Annotated in this window: 9 protein-coding genes; 3 read left to right on the plus strand and 6 right to left on the minus strand. The window is 32.7% G+C overall.

Translation table 11 applies throughout. The features are described from left to right. Positions 1-4: 4 nt before the first annotated feature. From LWW95_01765 to LWW95_01785, 5 genes are all read right to left on the minus strand, one after another. The gene (locus LWW95_01765; protein MDL1955770.1) at positions 5-2,092 is read right to left on the minus strand and encodes a ribonucleoside triphosphate reductase; all 2,088 of its coding nucleotides are present in this window, start codon (positions 2,090-2,092) and stop codon (positions 5-7) included. Next, complete coding sequence (locus tag LWW95_01770; protein ID MDL1955771.1) at positions 2,092-2,775, minus strand: anaerobic ribonucleoside-triphosphate reductase activating protein; 684 nt, start codon at positions 2,773-2,775, stop codon at positions 2,092-2,094. The genes LWW95_01765 and LWW95_01770 overlap by 1 nt, the downstream gene beginning before the upstream one ends. A gap of 1 nt (position 2,776) precedes the next feature. Beyond that, complete coding sequence (gene purD, locus LWW95_01775) at positions 2,777-4,531, minus strand: phosphoribosylamine--glycine ligase (GenBank protein ID MDL1955772.1); 1,755 nt, start codon at positions 4,529-4,531, stop codon at positions 2,777-2,779. Positions 4,532-4,542: 11 nt separating this feature from the next. Beyond that, on the minus strand, positions 4,543-5,202 hold the full coding sequence (locus tag LWW95_01780) for an IMP cyclohydrolase (protein MDL1955773.1): 660 nt from the start codon (positions 5,200-5,202) through the stop codon (positions 4,543-4,545). Between the two features lie 125 nt (positions 5,203-5,327). After that, positions 5,328-6,047 (minus strand): hypothetical protein, encoded by a 720-nt coding sequence (locus LWW95_01785; protein ID MDL1955774.1) that lies wholly within the window; start codon positions 6,045-6,047, stop codon positions 5,328-5,330. 246 nt (positions 6,048-6,293) lie between these two features. Between LWW95_01785 and LWW95_01790 the strand changes: the two genes are divergently transcribed. From LWW95_01790 to LWW95_01800, 3 genes are read left to right on the plus strand one after another with little or no spacing between them, the layout of a single operon-like run. Continuing rightward, positions 6,294-7,706, plus strand: coding sequence for an APC family permease (locus LWW95_01790; protein ID MDL1955775.1), 1,413 nt, complete (start codon positions 6,294-6,296; stop codon positions 7,704-7,706). A 40-nt stretch (positions 7,707-7,746) separates the two neighbouring features. Further along, complete coding sequence (gene selB / locus LWW95_01795; GenBank protein ID MDL1955776.1) at positions 7,747-9,654, plus strand: selenocysteine-specific translation elongation factor; 1,908 nt, start codon at positions 7,747-7,749, stop codon at positions 9,652-9,654. Positions 9,655-9,669: 15 nt separating this feature from the next. Next, entirely contained in the window at positions 9,670-12,330 is a 2,661-nt protein-coding gene (locus tag LWW95_01800; GenBank protein MDL1955777.1) for a valine--tRNA ligase, read from the plus strand. Here LWW95_01800 and proC read toward each other — a convergent pair. Beyond that, entirely contained in the window at positions 12,327-13,124 is a 798-nt protein-coding gene (gene proC / locus LWW95_01805) for a pyrroline-5-carboxylate reductase (protein ID MDL1955778.1), read from the minus strand. The two genes, LWW95_01800 and proC, sit on opposite strands and share 4 nt — an antisense overlap. Positions 13,125-13,267: the final 143 nt, after the last annotated feature.

Raw genomic sequence — 13,267 nt, forward strand, 5'->3', positions numbered from 1 at the left:
ATATTTAAATGATTTTGTAAGTCTTCCGCATCTTGAATTCTGTTTGTTTACCTTTATTCCATTGACTTACTGGTCTTAAATAACCTACACTTCGAGAAAAAACTTCACAAACTGTTCCACAAGTGGGGCACTTATCAAATTTTCCTTTCAAATAGCCACATCTTGGACAGATAGAAAATGTAGGAGTAATAGTAAAGTAAGGCAATTTATAATTTTCTACAACTTTTTTTATTAATTGTTTCACTGAATCAATATCAGGTAATGATTCTCCTAAAAATATATGCAATACTGTTCCTCCTGTATATTTACTTTGAATTTCATCTTGTAGTTCCAAAACCTCAAATACATCGTCAGTATAATTTACTGGTAATTGAGTAGAATTTGTATAATAAACACCACTTCCTTCACCTTGAGTAATAATATCAGGGAATTGTTCTTTATCCAAAAGGGCTAAACGATGGCAAGTACTTTCTGCTGGAGTAGCTTCTAAATTATAACTGTTTCCTGTCTCAGCTTGAAACTTAAGCAATTTTTCTCTTATAAAATCAAGTACTTTAATAGTAAAAGCAATCCCTTTTTTATCAGCAATTGTGCAGCGAAAAGGTTTAAAATTAAGCAATGCTTCATTCATACCCAAAATGCCAATAGTAGAAAAATGATTTTTCCAATAATTTCCAAAACGTTTTTTTATATCCCTTAAATAATGGCGAGAATAAGGATAAAGTCCCATTTCAGTAAATCTTTCTATGACCTTTCTCTTTATCTCTAATGCCTCCTTTGCCATAAACATAATGTCTTCAAGGCGGTCAAAAAATTCTTTTTCTGTCTTTGAAAGATAGCCAATTCTTGGCATATTAATTGTGATTACGCCAATTGAACCTGTTAAAGGATGTGATCCAAACAAAGCTCCACCTCTTTTTTTAAGTTCATTTAAGTCAAGTCTTAAACGACAACACATGCTCCTTGCATCCTCTGGGCGCATATCAGTATTAACAAAATTGGCAAAATAAGGGATACCATAACGTCTTGTCATCTCCCAAATAGATTTATAATGCTCATTTTCCCATTCAAAATCTTTTGTAATGTTGTATGTAGGAATAGGAAAGGTAAAAGGTCTTCCTTTTGCATCCCCCTCAGTCATTACTTCAGCAAATGCCTGATTAAATATATCCATTTCTTTTTGAAATTCTCCATAAGTAACATTTTTTAATTCTCCACCAATAATGACAGCTTCATTTTTCATAAAATCTGGCACTTTTAGATCCAAAGTAATATTTGTAAAGGGGGTTTGAAAACCTGTGCGTGTGGGAATATTCATATTAAATAAAAACTCTTGCAATGCCTGTTTAACTTGTTTGTAATTTAAGCCATCGTATCTGATAAATGGGGCAAGATAGGTATCAAAATTTGAAAATGCCTGTGCACCAGCAGTTTCTCCTTGTAAAGTAAAAAAGAAATTAACTATCTGACCTAAAGCAGTGCGGAAGTGTCTAGCTGGTTTAGATTCTACTTTTCCTGTAACTCCACCAAATCCAATCATTAATAAATCTTTTAAATCCCAGCCACAACAATATGCACCAAGAAAATCTAAATCATGGATATGAAAATCACCCTGATGATGGGCAGAGGCAATCTCTTTTGGATAAATCTGAATAAGCCAATATTCTGAAATAGTTTTCCTTAAAATATAGCTATTTAATCCTTGTAATGAAAAAGCCATATTGGAATTTTCCCTAACAAGCCAATCAGATTGTGTTAAATACTCTTGGATTAATTTTATTGGGTCTAAAAGTTTCCTTATCTCTCTTAATTGATGATGTTGATGACGATAAATAATATAAGCCTTAGCAATCTCATATAAGCGGTTATCTACAAGAACAAATTCTACAATATCTTGGATTTCCTCTACTTCTGGCAATTTTTTCTCATCATATTGTTTTTCAAGTATCTCAATGACTTGTTTAGCTAATTTTTGAGCAAGCAAATAATCATCTTTGCCTACTGCTTTTATAGCCTTATAAATTGCCTGAGTAATCTTTTCTGGATTAAAAGGTTCTATTCTTCCATCTCTTTTTATAATGCTTTTAAGCATTATTCTCTTACCTCACAGAATTTAACAAATTTTTTTGCTTTTTCTTTTAAAAAAGCAATTTCAGAGCGAGATAATGGGTGCAAATGTGAACAATCTTTAAGAGTATTTTCTAAACGACATACTTGCAAATAATATCTTTTTGCACCTTCAATAAGCTTAAAAATTTTTTCAAAATCTTCTTTATTTAAAGCAGGATAAAGTGTTGTGCGAAATTCATAATTAGGGAATTTTTTTATAATCCTTATAGATTCAAGAATTTTTTTTATATCTACTTTTACTCCTACCACTTCTTCATATCTTTCTAATGGTGCCTTTATATCCATAGCAATATAATCTATTGCTTTTTTTTCAATGCATTTAACAATTACCTCTGGTAAAGCACCATTTGTATCAAGTTTTATTAAAAAATTCATTTCTTTTATCTTTTTCATATATTCTATTAAATCAGGCTGTATTGTAGGCTCTCCTCCACTAAAGACTACTGCATCAATAAATCCTTTTCTTTTTTTAAGATAAGATTCAATTTCAGAAAAAGGAATAGGAGGTGGAAAATATTCTTTTAATATAAGAGGGAGATTATAACAATATGCACAACGAAAATTGCAACCAACAGTAAAAATAACACTGCATATTTTTCCTGGATAATCAGAAAGACTAAATTTTTCAAATCCACCTATATACACTTCAAATCTCTTTTGCTGCCATTTCTACTTCCTCTGCCATCTTATTTTTCATTTTTTCAAGTGTGCTTTGCAATTCAGGATCATTTAATGCCAGGATTTGTGCTGCTAAAATAGCAGCATTTTTTGCTCCATTTTTCCCTACACTTACTACTGCTACTGGCACACCAGCAGGCATTTGCACTGAAGAAAAAAGTGCATCCAAACCATTAAATGGTGGTGCAGATAATGGTACAGCAATTACTGGTAAAGTAGTATGAGCAGCTATTACTCCTGCTAGATGATTAGCATAACCTGCAGCTGCAATGATTACTTTTATCCCCTTTTCTTTTGCAGTTTTAGCATAATTAATAGTACGCTGCGGACTACGATGAGCAGAAGCTACAGTTATTTCACAAGGAATAAGCAATTCTTGTAATATCTTTTTTGTCTCAAGCATAATTTCTTTATCAGAAATACTACCCATTACTATACCTACAAATCTGCCCAGATGTTTTAATGCCTTAAAGCCAATATCTTTTCTATAATGGACTGCTTCAAAATGAATATGTTTTACTGCTTCATATGCATGAGCAATAGCTGAAGGCAATGTTTTACCTTTTGCTGTTATTCCTAACACCCTACCACCACTTGTATAAAAATTGCCATCTTTATAAGTTGTACCAGCATGAAAAACTACTACATCTTCCATCTTTTCTACAGTTTCAAGACCAGAAATGACTTTCCCTTTTTCATAACTACCCGGATAACCACCTGAAGCCATCACCACACACACAGCAGGAGAGGAATCAATCTCTAATGTTTTTTCTTTTAACTTACCATCTACTACTGCATTTAAGACCTCTACCAAATCACTTTTTAACCGCATTAAAATAGGCTGGGCTTCTGGATCACCAAAACGACAATTAAACTCAAGCACCTTTGCCTTTCCATTTTTAATAATTAAACCTGCATAAAGAACCCCTTTATATGGAAAACCTTCTGCTGCCATACCTTTAATAGTAGGATAAATAATGTCTTTCATAATATGCGCTTCTACTTCAGGAGTAACTACAGGTGCAGGTGAATAAGCCCCCATCCCTCCAGTATTAGGTCCTTTATCATCATCAAATACAGGCTTATGATCCTGAGAAGATGGAAAAGCAACAACATTTTCTCCATCAGTCAAAACCAAAAAAGATGCCTCTTCTCCTTCTAAAAATTCTTCAATAACTACCTTTTCACCTGCTTTACCAAATACCTTTTTTACCATAATTAAATCAACAGCTGCTAATGCATCTTCAAGTGTTTTTGCTGGAATTGCCCCTTTTCCTGCAGCTAATCCGTCTGCTTTAACTACAATAGGAGCACCTTTTTCTTTGATATATGCTTTAGCTTTATCTGGTTCAGAAAATACAACAAAATCTGCAGTAGGAATATTGTATTTACGCATGAATTCTTTTGCAAAAACTTTACTTCCTTCAATTTTAGCTGCTTCTTTTGTAGGCCCAAATATCCGTAATCCCCTTTTTACAAATTCATCTACAATACCAAGCACTAATGGCTCTTCTGGACCAACTATAGTTAAATCAATGCCTTCTTTTTCAGCAAAATCAGCCAAAGATTTAATATCATTAGCTTTTATAGATAAACAGGTAGCAAGCTTACCAATGCCACCATTTCCTGGAGCACAAAAAATTTCTTTTACTAAAGGTGATTGAGCAATCTTCCATACCAAAGCATGTTCCCTTCCACCACCTCCAATAACTAATACTTTCATAAAAAACCCCTTTAAGTAAGTTTCATACCTACATGAAGTTCAGCAGCAGCTGCCATACTCCACTCAAGCATCTTTCTTGCTCCATCTAAAAACTTAGCAATTTGACTATCATATTCGCTTGTTAAAGTAAAAACTTTTTGAGCCAATTTTAAACGAGTAATTCCACGTACACCACCATGTGTTTTTATTTCTTCTATTATCTTTGAATAATCATTAGGATCACATACTACAACAACATGAGGAAAGTTTTTAGCTGCTGCCCGTAAAAGAGCAGAGCCACCAATATCTATTTCTTCTAATACTTTTGTAAGTGGAATATTCCCTTTTTCAGAAATACTTTTAAAATCATAAAGATTAACAACAACCATATTAATAGGTTTAATATCTTGTTTTCGCAATTCTTCACAATGTTCTTTTTTTTCTAATTGAGCAAGAATGCCACCAAATATTTTAGGATGTAATGTTTTAACACGTCCATTTAAGATTTCTGGAAAACTTGTATAATCACTTACTTCTATTACTGGAATATTCGCTTTTTTCAAGAATTCAGCAGTACCACCTGTAGAAACAATTTCTACATCTTGGTCTGTTAAAAACTTGGCAAATTCAACAATGCCTTCTTTATTTGTCACACTAATTAGGGCACGTTCAATTCTTACAATATTTGCCATAATTACCTCCTTTTTAATTGCTTATTGCTTATTAACGTTTTAAATAATTTAAGTCAAGTCTTAGCTTACTTGACCAATAGTGTCTTCAACTTACTCAAGTGGCGTGCTTCCTCCACAGGCAAAGGCTACTGTAAAAGTATCTTAGCATCTTCTTTAAGTAGTTCGGCTATCTTGCGTTTTTCCTCTTCATTTTTTGAGAGACGTGGCACAGAGCCTGTTGGATGGGGTATACCTATTATTCCATTTACATAAAAGTCTTTGAACTTAAAGGATTGATATAATCTATATAATCTATTACTTGGTTTGGATGAACGATAATCAATCATTAATTGACTTGTTTCCTGGTTTAGAATTTTTAACAGTCTCTCAAGAACACTGAAGGCTTCACAGAATATTACTCGAGGTTTAGCCACTTCAATGAACTCCTTAATCCTTTTCTCGCAAAAAGATTCAATTTCTTTTTTTAGATTGGCTTCAATTTCGTTCCATTGCTTCTCACCTTTACTTCGGAAGAAATTCAGGTTTGTTTTTACCGATTGCTTTAATTCTTGTTCAAGGCCGGCTTTTTCAAAAATGTACCTCATTGTCTTTGCCAAGAGGTAATTTTCTTTAAAATATTCATGCTCAAGTGGTATTTTTGAGTCTCTTGTTTCATCAAAACAGCTTTCATCTCCTCCAGGATTGATTCCGATTAACATGAATTGTGGATTTTGGCTGACAGGAGAATAAAATACACTAAAACCAGATTTCCAAAGAGAAGAATACTCGGGATACTTGTCTTGTAGCTCCTTCCAATACCTTTGAACATTATCAAGTATTTCTTTAGCTTTTTCAAAAACATCCATTTCTCCAAGCCTCCTTATACATTTTATATTTTATGCTTTTTAGCATAGGAATTCCATAAGGGCAATTCCACAAACACACAAAAAATTGAATAATTGTAAGAACAGGAGAATGCAAACTCCAGGAAGGTGGATCACCATTGTCAAGATAGAAAATTATATGGTAGTGTGATACATGAAAATTTGTGCACTCTGGTAGGAAAAATCATATTATGAAAAAGAAATTTGGTTTTAGCGGTTGCCCTCTTTATGAATAACCTAAAGAAAGTAATTACTTGGTATGAGCTATTAGCTATAGGAGTAGGTGGTATTTTAGGTACTAGTTGGGTTTATTTAAATACAAAGTTTTATGCTGAATATGGACCAGGTAGTGTAATCTTTGGTTTTTTTATAGCTACTGTTATAGCAACATTTGTTTCTTTTTCTTATGCAGAGTTAGGGTCTGCATTAAAAAGGGAAGGGGGAGAAATTGTATTTGCCTACGCAGCTTTTGGTTTAAAAGGTGCATTTATTGCAGGATGGTCATTATTTACTGCTTATACTACCTGTGTATGCTTTTATGTGCCAGCAGCAGGCTATCTTTTTGATTGGTTTTTCCCAAAGCTTAATACTATTAAACTTTGGACAATTGCTGGAACACCTGTATATTTGCCCAGTTTATCCCTTGGCATTTTTCTTGTTATCTTTTTCTTTGCCTTAAATTATAGAGGTGTTAAATTAGCCACTTTACCTCAGTTCTTTATGACTTCTTTATTATTAGGACTTGGCATAATACTGTTTTTTATAGCTATAATTTATGGCTCATTTCATAATATAAAACCTCTTTTTTTAAAAAATCCTTTAAAATACACAGTACGATTTGCTCTTTTAGCTATGACTTATTTAACAGGCTTTTCTACATTGACTATGCTTGGAGAAGAAAGTGCTGTAGAGGAAAGGATGTTTGGAAAAGTTATTGTATTATCAATAATTATAGCTGGTCTATTTTATATCATCATGATGAGTGGTGGTGCTATATTATTTCCTTGGCAAAAGACCATAGAATTGGAAAAGGGAATGATTGATGAATTTTATCTTCTTTTTAAACCTTTAGGAATAATAGCTTGGTTTATCTCACTTTTGGGTATGCTTACTAGCTTAAATGGCCTTATGCTAGCTGCTTCAAGGACAATCTTTGTTATGGGAAGGGCTGGTATAGTGCCTATTTCTTTTTCTTTTATTCATAAAAAATATAAAACACCTAAAAATGCACTTATATTTGTATTAATAATCGCTATAATCCTTGGCATGCTAGGTAAAAAAGCTCTAATTTGGTTTTTAGATATTGGCGGGATAAGTATAGGTATAGCATGGATATTATGCGTATTATCGGCACTAAAATTACGTAAACAAAATCCAAACCTTAAAAGACCTTATAAAGCTCCATTTATATTTATTATCTCTCCTATATCCTTATTAATAGTAACTTTAATATTTATTGTTTCTCTTACACCAAAAACACCTTTAAGCCTTAACTGGCCTTATGAATACAGCATATTATTTATATGGTTTATTTTAGGAATAATTATGTATTTATTTTCTAAAAAAAGATGGAAAAATCTAAATGAAAAGGATATTGCTAAAGAATTGTTAGGTGAATATTATAAGTCAATAATGGGTTGAAAAGTACATTTTATGAGATAAAATCCAAAAGAGGCCTTCCATGAAACCCATTATTTTAGGCACAGCTGGACATATTGATCATGGGAAAACACAGTTAATTAAGGCTTTAACAGGTATAGATACAGATAGGCTTAAAGAGGAAAAAGAACGTGGTATTACTATTGAATTAGGCTTTGCCTTCCTCAATTTACCAAATGGTCAACTCCTTGGTATTGTAGATGTCCCAGGACATGAAAAATTTGTCCATCACATGGTGGCTGGAGCTGCTGGAATGGATTTGGTTGCTTTAGTAATTGCAGCAGATGAAGGAGTTATGCCTCAAACAAAGGAACATTTAGAAATTTGTTCTCTTTTAAAAGTAAAACGTGGGCTTGTTGTGATTACCAAAATAGATATTGTTGAACCTGAATGGCTGGAACTTGTTGAGGAAGATGTAAAAGAATTCTTAAAAGGTACATTTTTAGAAGGGGCACCAATAGTTAAAGTTTCTTCAATAACAGGTGAAGGGATCCCTGATCTAATAAAAACTTTAGAAAAGCTTGTTACAGAAGTAGAACCTAAACCTAGTACTGGTCTTTTTCGTTTACCAATTGATCGCGTATTTACTATAAAAGGCTTTGGCACTGTAGTAACTGGTACAGCTATTGGTGGAAGTGTGAAAATAGGAGATACACTTATGATTTATCCTTCAGAAAAAAAAACAAAGGCTCGCAATATTCAAGTACATAATAAAGATGTTTCTCAAGCATTTGCTGGACAAAGAACTGCTATAAATCTTCAGGGCTTAGAAAAAGAAGAAATCAATCGAGGGGATATAATTGCTCCACCTGATACACTTATACCCTCATTTATGCTGGATGCCTTTTTAGAAATATTACCAAGTGCTCCAAAATCGTTTAAAAATCGCGCTTTAGTAAGACTTCATCTTTATACAGCCGAAATTCCAGCACAGACTGTTATTTTAGATAAAGATGAATTAAAACCAGGTGAAACTGGTTATGTGCAGTTTCGATTAAAAAAACCTGCTGTTGCCTTACCTGGAGATAGATTTGTTATTAGAAGTTATTCACCGATAATAACCTTAGGTGGAGGCATAATATTACACCCTACACCAGCTAAACATAAAAGAATGCGTGAAGAGGTAATATCAAATCTGAAATTATTAGAAAAAGGGAAGATAGAAGAACGCATCCTTGCCCATTTAAAAGAAGCAAGATACAATGGTCTTACTTTTAAAAATTTACAAATTTTTTTGAATGATTTTTCTGAAAATTTAATAAATATCCTTGAAAATTTAACAAAAAATAAAAAGATTTATTTAATACATAAAGAGACAGCATTGTATCTTCATGCCCATTTTGTAGAAGAATTAGAAAAAAGAATTGTTTCTTTCTTAAAAGAATTTCATCAAAAAAACCCACTTTTACATGGCATTTCAAAGGATGAATTAAAAAGTAAATTTTTGCCATTTCTTAAGGAAGAAGTTTTTTCCTTTCTTATTCACCATTTAGAGAGGAAAAATATTATAGTTTTAGAACAACATCTTTTAAGATTAAAAACTCATACCATTTCCCTTACTTCTAAAGAAAAAACATTAAAAGAAAAAATTTATCATTATCTTATTGAGTCAGGTTATACTCCACCATCACCTCAAGAATTAGCTAAAAAATTAAATGAAAAAGAAGAAAAAATAAATCATTTATTGCGTCTTTTAGTTGAGGAGGGAAAAATAATTAGAGTAAAAGAAGGTTTTTATTTTGAAAAGAAACTTATTGAGACTTTAAAAGAAAAACTTATAAATTATTTAAAACAAAAAGAAACTATTACACCTTCTGAGTTCAAACATTTGACTAAAGCTTCACGAAAATATAATATTCCACTTCTAGAATATTTTGATAGTTTAAAACTGACTATTCGCTTGGGTGATAAACGAGTATTAAGGAATTAATGAGAGGTGTTTAAAATGGGTACTAAGCTATTAGAAAAGGGTTATAATCCAGAAAAGGTAGAAAAAAAATGGTATCAACATTGGATAGAAAAAGGTTTATTTAAAGCTAATTTAAAAGAGAAAAAGAAAGTTTTTTCCATGGTTATCCCTCCACCAAATGTTACAGGCTCTTTGCATATGGGACATGCTTTAAATGTAACATTACAAGATATTCTTGCCCGTTATAAAAAAATGGATGGATACAATGTACTTTGGGTGCCTGGCACTGACCATGCCGGTATTGCCACTCAAAATGTAGTAGAAAAACAGCTAAAAAAAGAAGGGCTTACTCGTCACGATTTAGGTAGAGATGGATTTATTAAACGAGTTTGGAAATGGAAAGAAGAATATGGTCATCGCATTATTAATCAATTAAAGAGATTGGGATGTGCTTGTGATTGGAGCAGAGAACGTTTCACTATGGATGATGGATTTAGTGAAGCTGTAAGAGAAGTATTTATTCAACTTTATAAAGAAGGACTAATTTACCGAGGTGATTATATTATCAATTGGTGTCCAAGGTGTCAAACAGCATTAGCAGATTTAGAAGTTGAGCATGAAGAAAGAGAAGGTGCCTTTTATTATATACGTTATTTAAGGGCTGATGGAAATGGATATATTACAGTCGCTACAACCAGACCTGAAACCTTACTTGGTGATACAGCTGTAGCTGTACATCCAGAAGATGAAAGATATAAAGATTTGGAAGGAGTAAAAGTTATTATACCAGTAGTCAAAAGAGAAGTGCCTATTATTTTTGATGATTTTGTTGATAAAGAATTTGGTACTGGAGCACTTAAAGTGACACCTGCTCATGATCCCTATGATTTTGAAATAGGTCGTAAGCATAACTTACCTTTAGTGAAAGTAATAGATGAAACAGGAAAAATGACAGAAGAAGCAGGCCCTTATGCTGGCTTAGATAGGTTTGAATGTCGAAAAAAAATCTTAATTGATCTTGAAAAACAAGGTCTTTTAGAAAAAATAGAGCCTATTAAACATAGTGTAGGACATTGTTATCGTTGTAAAACTATTATTGAGCCATTGGTTTCGAAACAATGGTTTGTAAAAACAAAGCCCTTAGCAGAACCAGCTATAAAGGCAGTAAAAGAAGGTAAAACACGTCTAATACCAAGTGGTTGGGAAAAAACATATTATGAATGGATGACAAATATTAGAGATTGGTGTATTTCTCGACAGATCTGGTGGGGTCATAGGATTCCCGCTTGGTATTGTAAGGAGTGTGGAGAAATCATTGTAGAAAAAGAAAAACCATCAAATTGTCCAAAATGCAAATCAGAAAAAATTATACCTGAGACAGATGTTTTGGATACTTGGTTTAGCTCAGCTTTATGGCCGTTTGGAACTTTAGGTTGGCCAAAAGATACAGAGGAGTTGAAAATATTTTATCCTACTTCTGTTTTAGTAACAGGTTTTGATATCCTCTTTTTCTGGGTAGCAAGAATGATGATGATGGGACTCCATTTTATGAAAGAAGTCCCATTTTATGATGTCTATATTCATGCACTGGTAAGGGATGAGAAAGGAGAAAAAATGAGTAAGACTAAAGGAAATGTCATTGATCCCTTAGATATGGTAGAAAAATATGGAACAGATGCCTTAAGATTCACTTTAGTTTCATTGGCAGCCCAAGGGAGAGATATACGGCTTTCAGAAAAAAGGATAGAGGGTTATCGCCATTTTATTAATAAAATTTGGAATGCAGCCCGTTTTGTTTTAATGAATCTTGAAGAAGATACTATGCCTATAGCTGAACCAAAAAATTCAGTTGATAAATGGATTTTAAGCCGTCTTCAAACAATAATTAAAAAAGTAAGAAATAACCTAGACAATTATGATTTTGATAAAGCTGCTTATATTCTTTATCACTTTTTCTGGCATGAATTCTGCGATTGGTATTTAGAATGGATAAAGCCTGTTCTTTATCAACCTAAAACAATTGAAGAAAAAAAGATCACTCAAGGAGTGCTTTTATATACCTTAAGTGAAATCCTAAAATTGCTCCATCCTTTTATTCCTTTTGTAACAGAAGAAATTTGGCAATATTTACCTCATACAAAAGAAAGTATTTTCAAAGAAGAATATCCAAGACCAGTCACTGAACTTGAAGATAAAATTGCAGTGGAAGAAATGGAAACCATGATTGGTCTTGTAAAGACTATAAGAAATATGAGAGGAGAATTGAATGTTTCTCCTAGTATAAAAATTGAAATTATTATTTCCCCACCCAATGAAGGTATTTTAAGATGGATTCAAAAACATGAAGAACCTATTTGTCGTTTAGCTGGTATTAAAGAGATGAATTTAAGTATAAAGGCAAAAAGACCATCTTATGCAGCTGCTAGTGTCTGGGAAGGAATAGAAATTTATATGCCACTTAAAGACATCCTTGATTTACATGCTGAAGAGAAACGTTTAAATAAGGAGATAGAAAAATTAGTTGAAGAACTTGCCTTTGTTACCAAAAAACTAGCAAATAGAGAATTTTTAAATAAGGCACCAAAAGCTGTTGTAGAAAAAGAGCATGAAAAGGCAAAAATTTTAGAGGAGAGACTTCAAAAACTTAAAGCAAATTTAGAAAGGGTAAGAAATATCCGCCAAGAAATACAAGATTAACCACCTAGGGTTTGAGCATGTTTTGTAGCTTTTTCTACTGTTTCTATTAAAATTCCTCTAAAACTATTTTTTTCTATAACATGAAGACCAGCAATAGTTGTTCCTCCAGGTGAACTAACCATATCTTTTAACTGTGCTGGGTGCCATCCTGTTTCCTTAAGCAATTTAGCAGTACCAAAAACTGTTTGTAAAGCCAATTTTAAAGCAATATCGCGAGGTAACCCCATCTTTACTCCTCCATCTGCTAATGCTTCTATAAACACAGCCACATAAGCAGGACCACTTCCACTTAAACCTGTTACTGCATCCATCCATTTTTCTGGTACAATAACTGTGTCTCCAATGGCTTCAAAAAAAGATTTAGCTATTTTTAAATGTTCTTCTGTTGCCCAAGTACCTTGAGTTAAAGCACTCATAGCTACTAAGGCAATAGCTGGTGTATTGGGCATAACCCTTATTACTGGAACTTCCTTTGGCAAATATGTTTCTAAAAAACGTGTAGTAATGCCAGCAGCAATAGAAATGAGTAAATGATTTTTTGTAAAAACTTTTTGTATTTCTTCAAGAACTTTTTGTACATCTTGTGGCTTTACGGCAAGGATTATAACTTCACATTGTTTTACAAGCTCTATATTATTTTTTAAAATTTTTACCTTATATTTTTTTTCTAAATAATTTAATCTTTTTTCTCTTAAATCTGAAACACAAATTTCATTTGCTCTAACCTTTTTTGCTTTAATTAACCCTTTAATTATTGCCTCACCCATAACACCACCACCAATAAAACCAACCATATTTCCCCTCCTTTTAAAATTTCCTCCGATGTGTGATAACGTAAAAAGTATTTTGTTTCAACTGGATAAAAACGTTTAAACGTTAACGTCCTATATCCGAAGTTTCAAGCGATAGCAAAGCATGGGTGATAGCCCCAAAATAA

It is taken from the genome of Candidatus Desulfofervidus auxilii (genome assembly GCA_030262725.1).
GTDB lineage: Bacteria > Desulfobacterota > Desulfofervidia > Desulfofervidales > Desulfofervidaceae > JAJSZS01.